This is a genomic window from Saccharopolyspora sp. NPDC002686 (genome assembly GCF_040295745.1).
Lineage (GTDB): Bacteria > Actinomycetota > Actinomycetes > Mycobacteriales > Pseudonocardiaceae > Saccharopolyspora > Saccharopolyspora oryzae.
The window spans coordinates 1-18201 of record NZ_JBEOVY010000143.1 but is presented as its reverse complement, the minus strand read 5'-3'; the positions used below and the strand labels follow the sequence as shown (position 1 = coordinate 18201).

The 18201-nt window shown below is 71.4% G+C and carries 11 protein-coding genes and 1 pseudogene; 6 read left to right on the top strand and 6 right to left on the bottom strand.

Translation table 11 applies throughout. The features are described 5' to 3' along the window. Both ABTZ89_RS19810 and ABTZ89_RS19805 read left to right on the top strand, forming a co-directional pair. Positions 1-333: pseudogene (locus tag ABTZ89_RS19810) on the top strand (hypothetical protein); the annotation flags it as partial. A 465-nt stretch (positions 334-798) separates the two neighbouring features. Further along, the gene (locus tag ABTZ89_RS19805) at positions 799-2820 is read left to right on the top strand and encodes a discoidin domain-containing protein (RefSeq protein ID WP_351046665.1); all 2022 of its coding nucleotides are present in this window, start codon (positions 799-801) and stop codon (positions 2818-2820) included. Between the two features lie 185 nt (positions 2821-3005). Here the strand turns inward: ABTZ89_RS19805 and ABTZ89_RS19800 are convergent, their stop codons facing one another. Beyond that, the gene (locus ABTZ89_RS19800) at positions 3006-3629 is read right to left on the bottom strand and encodes a TetR/AcrR family transcriptional regulator (protein ID WP_270949816.1); all 624 of its coding nucleotides are present in this window, start codon (positions 3627-3629) and stop codon (positions 3006-3008) included. Between the two features lie 61 nt (positions 3630-3690). Between ABTZ89_RS19800 and ABTZ89_RS19795 the strand changes: the two genes are divergently transcribed. Both ABTZ89_RS19795 and ABTZ89_RS19790 read left to right on the top strand, forming a co-directional pair. Further along, entirely contained in the window at positions 3691-5025 is a 1335-nt protein-coding gene (locus tag ABTZ89_RS19795) for a GH1 family beta-glucosidase (RefSeq protein WP_270949815.1), read from the top strand. Between the two features lie 153 nt (positions 5026-5178). Next, positions 5179-7422, top strand: coding sequence for a GH92 family glycosyl hydrolase (locus ABTZ89_RS19790; RefSeq protein ID WP_351046661.1), 2244 nt, complete (start codon positions 5179-5181; stop codon positions 7420-7422). A gap of 131 nt (positions 7423-7553) precedes the next feature. On the opposite strand, the gene ABTZ89_RS19785 is transcribed toward ABTZ89_RS19790, so the two are convergent. Next, positions 7554-8105, bottom strand: coding sequence for a VOC family protein (locus ABTZ89_RS19785; protein WP_351046658.1), 552 nt, complete (start codon positions 8103-8105; stop codon positions 7554-7556). Positions 8106-8190: 85 nt separating this feature from the next. On the opposite strand from ABTZ89_RS19785, the gene ABTZ89_RS19780 reads away from it, so the two are divergent. Continuing rightward, on the top strand, positions 8191-8676 hold the full coding sequence (locus ABTZ89_RS19780) for a GNAT family N-acetyltransferase (RefSeq protein WP_351046655.1): 486 nt from the start codon (positions 8191-8193) through the stop codon (positions 8674-8676). Here the strand turns inward: ABTZ89_RS19780 and ABTZ89_RS19775 are convergent. From ABTZ89_RS19775 to ABTZ89_RS19760, 4 genes are all read right to left on the bottom strand, one after another. Further along, positions 8657-9925 (bottom strand): TIGR02679 family protein, encoded by a 1269-nt coding sequence (locus ABTZ89_RS19775; RefSeq protein WP_270949808.1) that lies wholly within the window; start codon positions 9923-9925, stop codon positions 8657-8659. The genes ABTZ89_RS19780 and ABTZ89_RS19775 overlap by 20 nt on opposite strands. A 124-nt stretch (positions 9926-10049) precedes the next feature. After that, entirely contained in the window at positions 10050-14147 is a 4098-nt protein-coding gene (locus tag ABTZ89_RS19770) for a TIGR02680 family protein (protein WP_351046651.1), read from the bottom strand. Beyond that, on the bottom strand, positions 14144-15358 hold the full coding sequence (locus ABTZ89_RS19765) for a TIGR02678 family protein (protein ID WP_351046648.1): 1215 nt from the start codon (positions 15356-15358) through the stop codon (positions 14144-14146). The genes ABTZ89_RS19770 and ABTZ89_RS19765 overlap by 4 nt, the downstream gene beginning before the upstream one ends. Then, on the bottom strand, positions 15355-16926 hold the full coding sequence (locus tag ABTZ89_RS19760) for a TIGR02677 family protein (protein WP_408641861.1): 1572 nt from the start codon (positions 16924-16926) through the stop codon (positions 15355-15357). The genes ABTZ89_RS19765 and ABTZ89_RS19760 overlap by 4 nt, the downstream gene beginning before the upstream one ends. 191 nt (positions 16927-17117) lie before the next feature. Here ABTZ89_RS19760 and ABTZ89_RS19755 point away from each other — a divergent pair, with 191 nt between their 5' ends. Continuing rightward, positions 17118-18068: a cobalamin biosynthesis protein gene (locus ABTZ89_RS19755; RefSeq protein ID WP_351046668.1), complete on the top strand. Its 951-nt coding sequence runs from the start codon at positions 17118-17120 to the stop codon at positions 18066-18068. The last annotated feature ends 133 nt before the right edge of the window (positions 18069-18201 follow it).

Here is an 18201-nt window from a genome sequence, read left to right as displayed (position 1 = left end):
ATGGTGCAGGCCGGCCGGGCCGCCTACGAGCAGTCGGTGCACGAGGGCAAGGCCGCGATCAGCGCTGTCGTGAGCGGTCCCGGCAAGAGCGCCAGGTCCCGCAGCTGGGTCGAGGTGTACGCCGAGGCCACCGACGACGCCGGGCGCAGCGTCTCCGCAGCTCTGATCGGCCCGGACACCTACGACCTCACGGCCGACTCGGTCCTGCGCGCGGTCAACGCACTGCAATCCGAACAGCCGGCACCCGGCGCCCACACGCCGTCCACGGCCTTCGGCCCGGACTTCGTCCGCCGACTTCACGGAATCCGGATCATCGAACCAGCCCGCAGCTGACCGCGGGTACGAGGTGGTCGTCGACCGGTGTTGGCACACAGATGACCCTGGTCGCCCTCCGGCGCTCGCTCGGCCACGTCGCGGAAATCCTCGGTCGGTCGTGGCGGACGCGATGCCGGGGCCAAAGCCCGATCACCTGGGAACCGGATCCGCGACTCACCTCGGACGACGCGAACCGACTGGCCGAGAACGGCATCCGGCTCCCCGCCGCGTCGCAGCTCCCGCCAGTGCGCTCCCACCTGGACTGGACCGCATGAACGGTGACCATTCCGGTCAGAGCGAGCGATGCCACCGGCGGTCGTTCCGGCGGGGTGCTCTTCCCATTTCCCGGCGATAGCCCCGTCTAGGGGTTGGCGTTGCGGGCTCGCATCCCTAACGTATGAGCGGAACATGAGTCCTGCTCACATTTAAAGGATCGAGATGATCATCGTTCAGCCTCCGCGCCGCAGACTCAGATCCCTCACGGTGGTGTCACTGCTTCTCGTCGTGATGACCCTGGTACTCGGTCCGACGTCCAGCTCCGCGGCGGAGCCCGGCTGGTGGACCCCGACCGCGCGGCCCACGCCCGACGCGCAGATCAACGTCACGGGCGAGCCGTTCAAGGGCACCGATGCCCAGGGGCGGGTAAGGGGCTTCGTCGACGCCCACGACCACATCATGGCCAACGAGGGCTTCGGCGGTCGGTTGATCTGCGGCAAGCCGTTCTCGGAGCAGGGCGTCGCTGACGCGCTCAAAGATTGCCCCGAGCACTACCCCGACGGCTCGCTCGCCATCTTCGACTTCATCACCAAAGGCGGCGACGGCAGGCACGACCCCAGCGGGTGGCCCACGTTCAAGGACTGGCCCGCCCACGACTCGCTGACCCACCAGCAGAACTACTACGCCGGAATCGAGCGGGCGTGGCGCGGTGGCCAGCGGGTGCTGGTCAACGACCTGGTCACCAACGGCGTGATCTGCTCGGTCTACTTCTTCAAGGACCGCAGCTGCGACGAGATGACCGCCATCCGCCTCGAGGCGAAGAAGTCGTACGACATGCAGGCCTTCATCGACAAGATGTACGGCGGCCCGGGCAAGGGCTGGTTCCGGATCGTCACGGACAGCGCGCAGGCCCGCGAGGTCATCAAGCAGGGCAAGCTGGCCGTCGTCCTGGGGGTTGAGACCTCCGAGCCGTTCGGCTGCAAGCAGATCCTGGACCAGGCGCAGTGCAGCGAGGAAGACGTCGACCGCGGCCTGGACGAGCTGCACCAACTGGGCGTGCGCAGCATGTTCCTGTGCCACAAGTTCGACAACGCCCTGTGCGGAGTGCGCTTCGACTCCGGCGCCCTCGGTACGGCCATCAACATCGGCCAGTTCCTGTCGACCGGCACCTTCTGGAAGACGGAGACCTGCCGCGGCCCGCAGCACGACAACCCCATCGGCAACGCGGCGGCACCGGAGGCGGAGAAGCAGCTCCCGAAGGGGGTGACTGTCCCTTCCTACGCCCCGGACGCGCAGTGCAACAGCCGCGGGCTGACCGACCTGGGTGCGTACGCGGTGCGCGGCATGATGAAGCGCAACATGATGCTGGAGATCGACCACATGAGCGTCAAGGCCGCGGACCAGGCCTTCGACATCCTCGAATCCGAGTCGTACCCGGGCATCATCTCCTCCCACAGCTGGATGGACTCGGACTGGACCGAGCGGCTCTACAAGCTCGGCGGGTTCATCGGCCAGTACATGAGCGGCTCCGAGGCGTTCAGCGCGGAGGCCGAGCGCACGGACGCGCTGCGCGAGAAGTACGGGGTCGGCTACGGCTACGGCACCGACATGAACGGTGTCGGAGGTTGGCCGGGCCCGCGGGGTGGGGACACCCCGAACCCCGTGAAGTACCCCTTCCGCAGCGCGGACGGCGGCTCGATGATCGACAGGCAGACCACCGGCGAGCGCACGTGGGACTTGAACACCGACGGCGCCGCGCACTACGGCACGGTCCCGGACTGGATCGAGGACATCCGGATCGTCGGCGGTCAGGGGGTCGTGGACGACCTCTTCGCGGGTGCCGAGTCCTACCTCCGGACCTGGGGGAACGCCGAGAAGCACAAGTCCGGGGAGAACCTGGCCTCGGGCGCGGCCGCTTCGGCGTCCTCAACGGAGTGGTGGAACCCGGTCGCCAGCTTCGAGCCCGGCAAGGCCGTGGACGGCGACGCGGACACCCGCTGGGCCAGCGAGTGGAACAACGACCAGTGGCTGCGGATCGACCTCGGATCCGATGAGCCGGTCAAGCGCGTCACCCTCGACTGGCAGGCGGCGTACGCGAAGTCGTACCGCGTCGAGCTGTCGGAAGACGGTACGAACTGGAAGGCGGTGTGGTCCACGGCCGCCGGTGACGGTGGCCTGGACACGGCACGTTTCGCCGGAACTCGGGCGCGCTACGTACGAATCAAGGGGCTGGAGCGCGGAACCCGGTGGGGCTACTCGCTTCGCGAGGTCGGCGTCTACGCCAACTGACGCACCCGTGAGGCGGTGTCCAGGGCCGGGGCCGGCCGGATCAGCTCTCCTGATCCGGTCGGCCCCGGCTGGTTTTCCGGCGTGTTCGCCGACCGAGCCACGCAGGGCGCAGCGAACCGCACGTCGCGAAATCCGTAGCCGATGGGTCGACCGCCCCTGCGGTCTCTCGTTCTTCCGGTCGCCAGTCACCGGAGCCGATCGTTCAGGTAGCTCTTGAGGACTCGTTTGCACTCGGCGATCAGCTGGGCGTCGCCCTGCGGATCGGTGCGGAAGGCGAGTTTCAGCACGCTGTCCGCGCACTCCAGGGCCACCCGCACCGCGATCTCCAGTTCGGCGTTGTCCTGGGTTCCGGTCAGGGATGCGGTCAGCGCGCGCAGCCTTCCGGCGACCGCGGTGTTGTTGTCCAGGTTCGGCTCCAGGATGTGGTCCTGCCCCACCGCGCCGAAGTCGACCACGCCGAAACCGGTGATCGTCTGCCGCATGGTGACGAACTCGTCGACGGTCACATCGACGATGCCTGAGATGTCGTCGGGCTCCACGCGCTCCAGCCGGTCTGCGACCCGCTCCAAGAAGGACTCCAGATTGCGGGCGGCGAGCGCGCCGATCAGCCCCTCCCTGTCGGAGAAGAACTGGTAGAGGGTGCCGATGGGCACCCCGGCCCTGCGGGCCACCTCCTTGGTGGTCAGCGCGGCATAGCCGACCTCGTCCAGGAGTTCGGCGCAGGCGTTCAGCAGCCGTTCGAAGCGTTCGGCGCTGCGCTTCTGGACTGGCAGCCGGCGCAGCGTCCCTGCATTGCGGTCTTGGCTCACGCTTCCATCATCCCATCGAACGCGTTAACGTGAGCATGGCTCATGTTTTAGGAGGTTGGGTGTGACACTGGACCATCTCCCCGCGAACTTCGTCTGGGGCGCTTCGACGGCGTCGTACCAGATCGAGGGCGCCACCGAGGAGGACGGCCGCGGACCGTCGGTATGGGACACCTTCACCGCCCGGCCCGGCGCAGTCCGCGACGGGCACACCGGTGCCGTGGCCTGCGACCACTACCACCGGTACGAGGAGGACATCGCGCTGATGGCCGAGGCGGGCCTCACCGGCTACCGCTTCTCCGTCGCCTGGCCCCGGATCCAGCCGACCGGCACGGGAGAGGTCAACCTCCGGGGCTTGGACTTCTACGACCGGCTGGTCGACGGCCTGCTCTCACGTGGCATCGAACCCGTCCCGACCCTCTTCCACTGGGACCTCCCGCAGGGCCTCGAGGACGACGGCGGCTGGTTGAACCGCGACACCGCGCACCGCTTCGCCGAGTACGCCGCCATCATGGCCGACAGGCTGGGCGACCGCGTCCAGAAGTGGATCACGCTCAACGAGCCGTTCGTCCACATGGTCTGGGGCTACGGCCTCGGCACCCATGCGCCGGGCCGCACCCTGTTCCTGGACTGCCTGCCGGTCGCCCACCACCAGCTGCTCGGCCATGGCCTGGCGCTGCGGGAGCTGCGGGCGCGCGGCCTCCAGGTGATGATCGCCAACAACTGCACCCCGGTCTGGCCTGCCTCGGACGCCCCCGCCGACCGCGCTGCCGCGCGAGCCTACGACAACCTGCACAACCGCCTGTTCAACGACCCGATCCTCACGGGCGCCTACCCCGATCTGTCGGTCTTCGGCGCGGAGGCCACCTTCGGCGGCTCCGTCCGGGACGGCGATCTCGAACTGATCTCGGCCCCCCTGGACGCGCTCGGCATCAACTACTACAACCCGACCCGGATCCAGGCGCCGGCGTCCGAGGGCCTGCCGTTCGAAGAGGCGCCCATCGAGGGCTACCGCCGCACCGCCTTCGACTGGCCCGTCGTCCCCGACGGTCTGCGGGAACTGCTCGTCGGCCTCAAGGAGCGCTACCCGGCGCTCCCGCCGGTTTACATCACGGAGAACGGCTGCTCGGTCGAGGACGTCGTCGACGCGGACGGCACCGTCCTCGACCTCGACCGCATCGACTACTTGGACACCCACCTCCAGGCCGTCGACGCCTCCGTGGCCCAGGGCGTGGACGTGCGCGGCTACTTCACCTGGACCCTGATCGACAACTTCGAATGGGCCGAGGGCTTCCACCAGCGCTTCGGTCTCGTCCACGTCGACCACGACACCCAGGTCCGCACCCCGAAGGCGTCCTTCGCGTGGTACCGCGACCTCATCCGCGCTCAGCGCGGCTGAGCCGCCCGTCCACCTGCAGGTCTACGACGCGCCCGCGACCCACCTGGCCCGCGCTTCGACAACGATGTCAACTCAGTGAAGGAAGTCTGCATGCGCAACGGCAGATCCCCGGCCCCGGGCTCCCCGCGCCTGCGGCGCCGGCACCCAGTCCCCTTGGCGTGGGCCCTTGTCATCGCAACGGCGCTGGTGGCGGCGTTCACCCCGCCGTCCGCCGCCACCGGCCGGGCGGACACCGAGCAGTCCAACGTGGACCTGGTCAACCCGTTCATCGGGACGTCGGGCCGCAGCGACACCGAGTACGGCGGGATGATCCCGAGCACCGCCCCGCCGTTCGCCATGACCCGCTGGTCGCCGATGACCCGGCAGAACTACGTGAGCCGGACCCCGTACCACTACGACGACACGAAGATCAGCGGCTTCATCGGCACCCACCAGCCGGCCATCTGGATGGGCGATTCCGGCTACGTGGTGGGCATGCCCGGCGTGGGGCCGGTGAAGACGAGCCCCGACGACCGGGCGCTGCCGTTCAGCCACGCCGACGAGCACGCCGCACCGGACCGCTACTCGGTTCGGATGCAGGCCGGTTCGGGCCGGACGCTGAAGACGGAGATGACCGGGACGTCCCGCGTGGGTCTGCTGCGCACGACGTATCCGGAGGGCGTGGACACCAACTTCGTGCTGCAGGCGACCCGTTCGGGCGTCACCGGCAACGTGCACGTCGATCCCGCCACCCGGGAGATCACCGGCTACAACCCGGACCGGCAGGACAGCAACCTCGGCCCGTTCAAGGCATCGAACTTCAAGGGGTACTTCGTCGCCCGGTTCGACACCGGCTTCGACAGCTACGGCACGGCCACCGGCGGGACGCTGCACGAGGGCCAGGGCGACCGCACCGACGGCGACCTGTCCGCGTACGTGCGCTTCCCCTCCGGCACCCGGACCGTGCAGGTGCGGATCGCGACATCGTTCATCTCCTTGCAGCAGGCGCGCGCCAACCTGGCCGCCGAGGCCCCGGACGACCGGTCCTTCGAGCAGATCGCCGAAACTACCCGAGCGCAGTGGAACGAGAAGCTGAACCGGGTCTGTCTGCAAGGTGCGACCGCCGACCAGCAGGCGATCTTCTACACGTCGATGTACCACGCCCTGCAGTACCCGTCGGAGAACTCCGAACAGGGTCGCTATTACAGCGCCTACGACGACGAGGTCCACTCCGGTGTCAGCTACACCGGCTACTCGCTGTGGGACACCTTCCGCGCCGAGAACGCGTTCCTGACGCTCTTCGCCCCCGAGCGGATCGACGACATGGTCACCTCGATGCTCCACGATTACCAAGAGGGCGGCTGGCTGCCCATGTGGAAGAACATCACCGAGACCAACATCATGGTCGGCACCAACGCCGACTCGGTGATCGCGGAGGACATCGCCAAGGGCTTCACCGGCTTCGACCGCAACCTCGCGTACGAGGCGGTGCGCAAGGACGCGATGACCCCGCCGGACAAGGACACCGAACTCGCCTACTTCGACCGCCAGCAAGGAACCCCGGTGGAAGCCCGGGCCGGCCTGACCTACTACGAGCAGAACGGCTGGGTCGCCGCGGACCGCACCGCGGAGTCCGCGTCCCGCACGCTGGACTACGCGTACGAGGACTGGGCGGTCGCCCAGGTCGCCAAGGCCGTCGGCAAGACCGACGACGCGGAGATGTTCCTCAGGCGCAGCGCGAACTACAAGAAGCTGTACAACCCCGCGACCGGCTTCATGCAGGCCCGCAACCTCGACGGCTCCTGGGCGATCGGCGGCTGGACCGAGGGCGACCGGTGGGTCTACGCGCTGGACGTCCTGCACGACGTCCCGGGGCTGATGGACCTGATGGGCGGTCAGGAGAAGTTCGCGGCGTGGCTGGACGACTACTTCGCCGGCGGCCACAACAACCACACCAATGAGCCGAGCCATCACGTCGCCTACCTCTACGACGACGCCGGCCAGCCGTGGAAGACGCAGGAGGCGGTGCGCCGCATCGCCGCGGCGAACTACGCGAACCGCACCGACGGTCTCAGCGGCAACGAGGACTGCGGACAGATGTCCGCCTGGTACGTGCTGTCCTCGCTGGGCATCTACCCGGTCAACCCCGCATCGGCGACGTACGCCGTGGGCAGCCCGTTCTTCGACCGGGCTTGGGTGCAACTGCCGAACGCGCCCCGCCCGTTGACCATCAGCGCCCCGGGGGCGGCGACGAACCAGTACGTCAAGTCGTTGTCCCTGAACGGCCAGGGCATCAACCATCCGGTCCTGAGCCATGCCGACCTGCTGCGGGGCGGCACGCTGCGCTTCGCGATGAGCGACACGCCGCAGGGCTGGGGCGCCTCGTCGACGCCTCCGCAGGAAGCGGACGCGCACTGACACAGCCCGCCGACGGCGGGCCGCGCCCGGAACACCGCCTGCGCGGCCCGCCTGCCAAGATGCTGCGTCGCGCACGCGCGGGCCGGGCTGTCGAGCCGCGGAATTGACCACTTCCCGTCGCGGCCCCGGGGTCACTCGGCGAGGAGGCGGAGCATTCCGGTGGGGCCGGAGTCGGCCGCCAGGAATTCGAGGTGGGGGCCCTCGCCGGAGGGCGGTCGCAGGGAGGCGAATTCGGCGCGGTCGCCGACCAGGTCCATGCCGGTCGTCTCGGCCCAGGAGCGGGCCTGCGCGCGCGGGTCGGGGGTGTCGACGACGATCGCGGCGACCGGACCGGTGCGCTCGTAGACCTTGCGGGGTTCGAGCACGCACAGCTCGTTGCCCTCGACGTCGGCCATCACCACCCAGGGCACGTCGCTGCTCTGGTCGATGTCGGCGAAGCGGGCGCCCGCGTTGAACAGCCGCTCGACGATCTTGTTCTGGTCGTCGTGCGATTCGCTGCGCAGGTCAAGGTGCACGCCGTTCTTGCCGGTCTTGGTCGTCGAACTCGGCACGAACCGCAGCTCGACCCCGGCGCCGGTGGGGCGCACCGAGGTGCCGTCGAGGTGCCAGCCGAGCACGTCGGCCCACCAGCGCGCGAGCCGCTCCGGCTCCCGCGCCGAGAACTCCACGACGACCGGCGCCACATCCGAAAGCTACCGCAGAGCCCGCGTTCGGGAGCGGTGGAAATCGAGTGGCGGACGCCGGCCCCGGTGGGCCAAGCTGCTGGTCATGCTGATTCGCGACGCGCGCCCGGACGACTGGCCGGCGATCTGGCCGTTCATGCGGGACATCGCGGCAGCGGGGGAGACGTTCTCCTGGGACCGCGGGATCTCCGAGGAGAGCGCCTGGGAGCGGTGGTTCCCAGGGCTTCCGGGGCGCACGGTGGTCGCGGTCGAGGGCGGTTCAGTGCTCGGCACCGCGGTGTCCGGGCCGAACCACGAAGGCCCGGCCGCGCACGTGGCGACCGCGAGCTTCATGGTCGACCCGGCGCACGCCGGACGCGGTGCCGGGCGTGCGCTGGGGCGCCACGTGCTGGACCAGGCGCGGGCCGACGGTTTCCGCGCGATGCAGTTCAACGCCGTGGTGGAGACCAACACCCGGGCCGTCGGCCTGTGGCGGTCCCTGGGCATGGAGATCGTCGGGACGCTCCCGCAGGCCTTCCACCACCCGGTGCACGGCTACGTCGGCCTGCTCGTCATGTACCAGCTTCTGTGAGCCCGGTCCGGAGGTCGTCGAGGAGGGTCGGCAGCACGACTTCCTCCTCGACGGCGCGGGCAGCGGTGGACATGAGCTCGGCCAGCGCCGGATCCCACGGGGTCGGCACCGGGGTCCCGACGAGGTTCGGCAGGTCGGTGCGCTCCGCGGCGGCCCGGTCGACGGCCTGGCGGTAGTCGGCGGCCGACATCCGCCAGGGCTGGACGTCGTGGTGCTCCCAGAGCGACCGCGCGATGCCGATGCCCGTCCAGTCGAAGTCGCCGTGGTGGTGCAACGTCGCGCCGTCGGAGATGAGCCGGCCCAGCAGGGTCAGCGCGACCGTCGACGGATGTCCCGACACGCACACCACGGGGTGCTCGATGCGTTCCGCCGCAGCGCACTCCAGCACTCGCGGGTTCTCGCACACCGCGACGGCGGTGCCGGGCTCGACCAGCCGGGGCGGAGCGGTGCGCAGGTCGAGGTGGGTCAGGTGGGTCGGCAGGCCGAGCTCGGAGCGCTGCCGGACGGTGCTCGACCAGGCATCCGGGCCGACCAGCGGCAGGGCCCAGCTGAGCACGGTCGAGGACACCGCGTCGAGGGTGACGCCGCAGCGCTCCCACAGCGCTCGCCGCTCCCGCTCGTTGCTCGGCGATTCGACCCCGTGCGCCAGCGCGGCGGCTTTGAGCACGACCCGGCTCAAGGTCGTGCCGTTGTCCAGCTGGTACTCGGCGTTGACGCGCGCCGCGAGTTCACCGCGCGACGTCCACACCTCGGGCGCACGGTCCAAGGAGATCCGGGCCAGCACCCCGGCCGCGCGCCGCGCGACGGTCGGCAGCTCGTCCGCGGCGACCCGGCCGTACTGGTGGATCCACTGCATCCACGGCGCGACCCAGTCCGCGTCAGCGAGTCCCTGCTCGTCCAGCGCCGCGCGCAGCGTCGCGACCGTCTGCTCCTGCTGCTCATCCCCGGAGCTCGACTCTCGCTGGACCACCGGTCGCCCGTGCAAGATCTCCAGGACTTCCTCGAGGCCCAACCCGAATCCGCGCTCCCGAACAGCAGCGTCCAATTTGGACACGCTGATCCGGGTGCCCATGCCCATCATCGGGCGCCCGTAAACCTCGCCCACCGCCTGCTGCGCCTCGGCGTCGGGCAGCTCCAACCGGAACGTCGCCGCGGGCTTGGGCGCCTCCAGCGCTTCTCGCGCCTGCTCCCACAACCCGCGCAGAGCCTCGACGCCCCACGCAGCGCGAACGTCGTCCGCAACCCCCACGGAAAATCCTCCTACGACCTAGCTCAGGGCACTGTTCGCCCTGGTGAACGCACGTGAGCACTTCGAGGCGCTGTAGCACCCCAACGTACTCACGTGCCATGAACTGCGGAAACGGAGAGCTCTTCTAGACGTCGCTGCGGTCCAGCGTTGTTCCGGTCCACGTCGTGTGGGTGCAGGCGATGCCGTGGCCGCTCCGGGGGCGGAGGACGTCGTAGATGTGCATCTTCGGGATCTTCGGCGAGACCCCCCAGCCGCTGGGCCAGGTGATCAGCCAGTCCATGTCCAGGTCCACCAGCAGGCCCAGCATGCGCGCGATCGTCGGGTCGTCCAGGCGCTCGAACGCCTCGTCCAGCAGGACCAGGCGCAGCGGGCCCCGGCCGTCGGAGGACACGCTGACCGCGTCGTAGAACGCCGCTGCCGCGGCGAACAGCGTCACGTAGGAGATCAGGCGCGTTTCGCCGGAGGACAGCTGGCGCAGGCGCCGCACCCGCGGCTTGCTGTCCGGCCCGGTGTCGCGGACCCGCACGGTGAACGCGAACCACGAGCGGTAGTCCAGCGCGCGGGCCAGGATCTCCGCGTAACCGCCCGAAGTGCTGTCCCGCTCGGCCTCGATGAGGTCGGTGAACACCCGCCGCAGCAGGGCGTCCTGGTCGTCGCTGCGGTCGGCGAACGGGGTGCGCACCAGGTCGATGGCCTGCTTGATGTCCTCGCCGAGCGCCGCCGACGGCTGCCAGTCCAGCTGGACGTGCACGCCCTGGCTGGAGCGGGCGCCGTCGAGCACCTCGTTCATCCGCTTGCACAGGTCCTCGGCGATGGACATCTGCCCGCGCAGGCGTTCGGCCAGGTCGCGGATCAGGTAGTCGGCGAAGATCGACTGGTAGCGCTCGTTGAGGTAGCCGCGCTGCTCGCCCAGCCGCTCGCCGACCCGGCGAGCCGCTTCCGCGACCGGCTGCGGGCCTTCCTCGCCGGTGACGGTCACCGTGAGCAGGCCGTGCTGGTCGGCGGCGGTGATGTCGTAGTTGCCGCTCAGCGAGTGCTGCAGGGTCTGCAGCCGGTTGAGCACGGTGGCCTCCGACGATCCGCGCCGCTCGGCGCCGGTGAGCAGCCCGGCGGCCTCGTCGAGGTCGGCCGGCATCTCCTCGGCGACCTCGGCCGCCGACCACAGACCGGGGATCCGCAGCGCCTGCTGGAAGATCTCGGTGGCCGACGACGCGTCCTGCTCGCGGCCCGGCAGCTGCGATTGCTTGTTCTCCAGCTGGGTTTCCAGCCGCGCCGCGGCCTCGCGCAGCGAGCTGATCTGCTCCCGCGCCTGCGGCAGCTGCTTGCGCAGCTCGGCGCGTTCGCGCTCGAACGCGCTCACCTTGTCGGAGATCTCCTGCGCCTCGCCGCCGACGGCCTCGGTCAGCTCGGCCAGGCCGGTGGCCTGCTCGGCGTACGCGGCGCAGCGCTGCTCGGCCTGCGCCTCGGCCTCCATCCGGTCGGCGATGGCGACGTCGTGGTGCAGCGAGATGTCCTGCAGGTCCGCCAACGTCGGCAGGCAGCGCGACTCGATCGCGTCCCGCAGCGCATCGATCCCGCTGCGGGCGTCGATGGCCGCGCGGTGCGCGGCGTCGAGGGCCCGTGTATCGGCGGGCAGGTCCGCCTCACCGGCCGAGCGGACCAGCTCGGCATGCGCGGCCTGCCAGCGCTGGTCGGCGCTTTCGTGCTGCTCGCGCAGCTGCACGACCTTCTGCTCGCTGTCGGCCGCCGCCTCGATCGCGGTGGTCAGCTTGGCGTGCGCGGTGAGCAGGTCGCCGTCGTCCGGGTAGGACTCCAGGTGCTGCTCCAGCTCCGCGGCGTGCTCGCTGGCTTCGCGGTGCCGCCGCTCGCCGTCGCCGACCTCGGCGCGCAGCCGCGACAGGTCTTCCTCCAGCTCCGCGATGCGCCGCGCGCGGGCCGCTTCGCGGGCGCCCGCTCCGACGTACTCCGCGGCGTCCTTGCGCCACGAGCCGGACAGCACGCCGGCGCGCCAGGTTCCGGTGACCGACACCGAAAGTCCGGCGCTGCCATCGGTCGACACCGCGGACAGCAGCGCCGCGACCCGCTCCGGCGGGATCGGGCAGCCGGTCACGGTGGCGGGGGCGAGCAGGTCGGCGAGGGTGCCGCCGGTGCTCGGGTCCGCGGGCTCGGCGAGCAGGTCGGCCAGGCCGGGCACCGCGCCGTCGGCGGTGACCCACGCGTTGAGCAGCCCGCTGGACTGCAGCGCCGCTTCCAGCCCGGCCCGGTCGGCGGCGCTCACGGACGGCTGGAAGTCGACCAGCTCGTAGAAGGCGCGGCCCTGCGCCGGATCCCGTTCGGCGTCGGCCCAGCCGGGGCGGCTCGGGGTCTGCTCGTGACCGGCGCGCAGCTCGGCCAGTTCCTTCTCGCGGATGCGGGAGTCCGCGCGCAGCTCGGAGATCTCCTGCTCGACGGCGGAGACCTGGCGGCGCGCTTCGTGCAGCTGCGGACGCGCCCAGCGCCGGGCCTCCTCGCGGGCCTGCCGGGTCGCGGTGCGGTTCTCGGCGAGCTCGTCGGCGGCGGGCGGTTCCGGCGCCGGCTCCTCCACAGCGGACGGCCACTCCGCAGCCCACTTCTGCGCGCGCTCGACCCACACCGCGGCCGCGTCGGCGAGTTCCTGCTGGGCCTGGTTGCGCCGCCCGGCCGCTTCGGTCGAGGTCAGCTGCGCCTGCCGGGCCTGCCGCTGCAGCTCGGCGACCTTGTCCTGCTCGGCGTCCAGCTCCACGGCCTGCTGGTGCAGCGCGAGCGTCAGCGCCGAACGCTGCCGGGACTCGGCGGCGATGTGCTGCGAATTGTCCACCACAGCGCGGAATTCCGCGGCCAGCGCATCGGCGTCGAGCTGCGGTGCGACGGCGCGCTGCACGGCCTGCGGCGCCGCGTCGGGCTCCGGCGAAGTGCGCACCTCGGCCTGCTCGGCACGCACCTCCGCGACCGGGATCGTCGGCGGCTTCGGCACCAGCGAACCGTCCAGACCAGCGGTGGACAGCTGCTGAGCCGCCCGCGCCGCCGCCTGGCCGGCGGCCTCGGTGTCACCGGACAACCGCCGCAGCATGCCCACGACCGACTCCGCCGACCGGTTCTCCTGCGCGCGGTGCTTGGCCGCGGTGTCCAGCGCGGAAACCGCCGAGCTGCGGGCGCTTTCGACCAGCTGCTCGCGATCGCGCAGGTTCTGCAGCTCGGAGTAGGCGGGGTGCGAGCGCAGGGCGTCGATGCTGGACTCCAGCTCGGCCTCGCGCTGCTCCAGCTCGGCGATCGTCTGCTGCGCCGCCTCGCGGTCCTGCTGCTTGCCGGCGACCTGCTTCTCCAGGGCGGCCAGCTCCTTGCGCAGCGCCCGGAGCTTCTGCTGGGCGGTGCGCATCGCCTCGGCCCGGTCGCGCAGCGCGCCGAACGCGTAGCCGGAGTAGGTCGACAGGAACGCGGTGAGCGCCTTGTCCGCGCCGGTGAGCCGGACGATGTTCTCCCGGATCGACTCCAGGTCGTCGAAGGAGGTGGCCAGCCGCTCGATCAGGCCCGGATCCAGCGGGGGCAGCGCGTCGGAGAGGATCTGCTCCAGCTGCCCCTCCAGCACCTTCAGCCCGACGTCGGGGTTGCGCAGCGTGCGCTGCAGGTGCAGCAGGTCGCCGTAGCGGGCGGCGGGCACGCCGTAGACGGTGGCCGCGACCTTGGCGCGGAACGCCTGGTCGTCCAGCACGCAGTCGGCGCCCAGCAGGTCGCGCAGCTGCGCCGAACCCAGCGGCACCCGGTCCGCGCCGACCAGGTACAGGTTGATGCCGACCCGGCGGCTGGTGATGAACCGCCACGAGTCGCTGATCGACTGCGAGGTCTTGGACGCCTTCACGCCGACGCCGCAGGTCAGGAATTCCTCGCCGCCGTCGGGGGTTTCGCGGCGCAGCTCGATCCAGGCGTAGCCGATCCGGTTCGGCCCGCCCGGGTACTCGTCGAGCATCAGGCGCCGGATGCTGACCGTGTCGAAGCCCTTGGAACCCAGCTGCCGCAGGTCGCCGTCCAGGCACAGCGGCAGCAGCAGCTCCAGGGTCCGGGACTTGCCGGAACCGTTGGTGCCCTGGAAGATCGCCCGCCCGCCGTCGAGGTCGAAGGTCGTCTCGGCGTACTGCCAGATGTTGACGATCCCGCCGCGGTGCAGCCGCCAGCGGTTCGCCGCGGGCTCCGTGCTTTCGTGGCTCACCGCTGTTCCCCTCGCATCTCGTCGAACATCTCGTCAAACAGGGACCAGCCCTCCGGCTCGGGGGCGGGTGGCGGCTCCGGTTCCCGGTTGGTCGCCGGAGTCGCGTCCGGCTGCGGCAGCCACCGGTGCGCGGCCGGGCTGAGCAGCCAGTTCCCGTCGGCCTCCTGCAGCAGGCCGAGCCGCCGCAGCAGCCCGACCACCGAGTGCACCAGGTCCTGGTGGTCCTCGGTGGCCTGCCGGGACCACGCGGCGGGGTAGGCCTCGACCAGGTCCCGGCACACGTCGGTGAGGTCCTGCCAGGTCACCGGGTGCTTGCCCGCGGCGTCCGGGTCCGATGTGGACAGCAGCTCGGGCAGCGCCAGCAGCGCGATCCGGGCCACCGTGCCGGGACCGGGGAAGGCCAGGTCGCTCAGGTAGTCCTCCGGGTCGCAGACCACCACGCCTTCCGCGCGGCACTCGCTGACCAGCCCGAAGAACCGCTCCAGCAGCCGGGATTCGCGGGTCACGCGCTCGCGCAGCCAGCTGGACTGCTCGGGCGGGAGGTCGTCGTAGAGCACCACCGGGTCCTCGACCAGCCGCCGCCGGACCGCGTGCTCCAGGTTGCGGGGCCCGGCCGCGCAGGCCAGCTCGATCAGCTGCTCGGGGCTGCCGGCCTCGGCCAGCGGGCCGGCCACGAGCTGTCCGAGCAGGTCGGTGTCGATGGTGATCAGCGCTTCCGCGGACGACTCGGCGGTGACCGAACCCTCGGTCTCGGTGATCACGCCCAGCGCCACCAGCTGCCGCAGCGCGGCGGTCAGCGCGCGCCGGTCCGCCGGGTCGTCGACCACCGCGATCTCGGCCTCCGCCGCCGCGGCGCGCACATCGCTGACCAGGCGCGAGAGCAGCAGTTGGCGGCCGATGCCGGTCAGCGCGGCCAGCGTCAGCGCCAGGTAGGCGTAGCCGCGCGGGGTCAGCGATGCCTCGCCGCGGGTGGCGTCCTCACCGGTGCCCGCCTTGTACAGCCGGGCGAAGCGGCGCTCCACCACCAGCCGGTAGCCCAGCAGCGAGGAGAACACCTCCTGGAGCACCGCGCGCTGCCGGTAGATCATCGGCAGCAGGTCGCCGTCCGTGCCGTCGGCGCGCAGCAGCGGGCGGCGCAGCAGCACCCGCGCGCAGCGGACCACGTTCGCCGCGTCGATGTCCGGGAGCTCGTCGAAGGTCGTCGTGCTCATCGGGCGGTCTCCTGCTCTTCCGGGATCGCGCCGTCCCCGGCGAGTTCCAGCACCGTGTCGCGCAGCACCAGCACCCCGGACGCGCTGGCGATCTCGGTGTGCTGGCCCTCCACCGGGCGCACGGTGACGCGCAGCCGGTGCACCGGGTCGAGCGCGGTGCCCTGCTCGTCGGAACCTTCGCGCTGCGCCATCGCCAGCGTCAACAGCTCGCACAGCACGCCCAGGGCGTCGGAGGAGAGCTGCTGCTCGGCCAGCCGCGTCCCGGCCGAGGCGAGCTCGGCCACCGCCGCGCTGCGCTTCTGGTCGGCCTCGCGGGCTTGGGCCAGCAGGGTTTCCTCGGTCATCGGGTCGTCGAGCACCCGCGACGTCCGGCCCCGGGCACCGCGGTCGCCGCGGCTGCGCACGCTGACCGTGACGTCGAGCACCGGGCCGTCGCGCCAGGAGACCTTGTCGTTGTCGGTGTCGTAGTCCGGCGCCGGCTGCAGGTGGCGGGCCGAGTGCAGCCCGAACGCCGACGAGTACAGCCGGTGCGCGGTCGCCTCGTCGGCACCGTCGAACCACTTCGCGAGCTTCAGCAGCTCGCCCCGGCGGCCCGGGACCAGCCCGCCGCCGGAGGTGGCCCGCTTCACGCTGGCCAGCAGCGAGCCGATCGCGCGGGCGGTGGCCTCGCGCAGCGCGGCGACCTGGCTCGGACGGCCGGGGGAGTCCACGAACCAGTCGGTGAGCTCCTGCCAGTCCGCCGCGGTGCGCCCGCGCGCCCGCTCCACGTCGGTGCCCAGCTGGTCGGCCGGTCCGAGCAGGCGCAGCAGCTCGCCGCGGACCCCGGCCAGCCCGGCCAGCGACCCGGCGATGGTCTCGGTGTGCCGCAGCACGTCCTCGACCACCATCTGGATGTACTCGACCAGCAGGTTGCGGAACCCGGAGATCTCGTCCGGCGCCAACTGGTGCCGGGTCACCACCTGGCCCAGGTAGGCGTAGAAGTCGCGGACGGTGGCGGCCAACTCCGCGTGCTGCAGGAACACCGTGGTGACCTGCTCGGCGAGCCGCTCCCGCGCCACCCGCGCGGTCTTCGCCCGCGGATCGCGGCTCTCGGCGGTCAACGCGTCCGACAGCGCGGTGCCGATCCCGGCCAGACCGCGGTCGATGGCGGGCAGCAGCTCGCGGGACACCTCGCGCGCGCCCTCCGGCACCCGCAGCAGCGCGTCGACGTCCCGCTGCACGCGGACCGCGAGCTTGCTGACCTGGTAGCGGACGCTGCCGTGCTGGAACTCGGCGATGCTCGACGCGATCGTCTCGCGGCGGCCCACCACCAGGTTGCCCCACTTCACCAGCCGCTTGAGCCGGTCGATGACGGTGTCCACATCGGACTCGCCGGGCGCCACCCGGCCCTCCCGCTCGGCAGCGGCCAGCGCCGCGCCCACCTCGCCCGCGGACAGGTCCGCCAGCAGCGTCGAGGTGAACAGCCGCATGATCGCCAGGTAGGTGCGATGCTCGGGCGCCTGCAGGTAGGCGAACAGCTGCAGGCGCTGCCCGTCGTCGCGGGTCTGCTCGAGAGCGTGCGCAGGCACGTCCGCCGCGGTACCCGCGACGCCCGCGCGCAGCACATCGGCTTCGTGGTCCGGGGCCGTCACGGTCCGCCACGATATCCCGTGGGGCGGACACGGCCGGTCACCTGGCCATGCGGTGATCGCGCGCACCGGCCGCCGGGTAGCGTTTCGGGCAGTTTTGCGGCGTGATCGATCTGGAGGGGACAGCACCGGTGAGCGCGGGACGGGCGGTCGGACTACTGCTGGGCGTGGCTGCGGACGCGGCTCTCGGCGACCCGGAGCGCGGACATCCGGTCGCCGCCTTCGGCAAGGCCGCGCAGGCCGCCGAGCGGCTCCTGCACCGCGACCAGCGCTTCGCCGGGGTGATCTACACCGGTGTGCTGGTCGGCGGGACGGTCGGGCTCGGCGTGGTCGCGCAGCGGCTGTCGCAGCGCAGCCCGGCGCTGGAGGCGGCGGTGACCGGCCTGGCGACCTGGGTGGTGCTCGGCGGCGCGTCGCTGGCCGACGAGGGCACCGCGATGGCCCGCCTGCTCGACGCTGGCGAGGTCGAAGCTGCCAGCGAGCGGCTGGGCAACCTGTGCGGCCGCGACTCGGCGGTGCTCGACGGCCAGGGCCTGGCGCGCGCGACTGTTGAATCCGTGGCGGAGAACACCTCCGACGCCGTGGTCGCCCCGCTGGTGTGGGGTGCGGTCGCGGGAGTCCCCGGGCTGCTCGCCTACCGCGCGGCGAACACGCTGGACGCGATGGTCGGCCACCGCTCCGCCCGCTACCGCAACTTCGGCTGGGCGTCCGCGCGGCTGGACGACCTGCTCAACTTGGCGCCCTCCCGCCTGGCGGCGGTGCTGACCTCGGCGTGCGCGCCAGTGGTCGGCGGCTCGGCCAAAGGCGCGTGGCACACCTGGCGCCGCGACGCCTCGGCGCACCCGAGCCCGAACGCCGGGCAGATCGAGGCTGCCTTCGCCGGAGCGCTCCAGATCCGCCTCGGCGGCCGGACGGTCTACGGCCACGTCGTGGAGCAGCGCCCGGTCCTCGGCGAAGGCCGCACGGCCGATGCGGGCGACGTGACCCGCAGCGTCGAGCTGTCCCGAGTCATCGGCACCGTGACGGGCGCCCTGGCGGCCGGCTTCGCCCTGGCCCGAGCGATCCGCCGAACCCGCCGCTGACCCCCTCGCCCAGCTCCGCCGTCCGTCTCCGCCGCAAATTCCATTGAAATCGAAGGTCCGATTTCAATGGAATTTGCGTCCCACCCGGAGCGTCACCCCTTCGGTGGGTGGAGTCCGCAGTTTCAATTGAAAA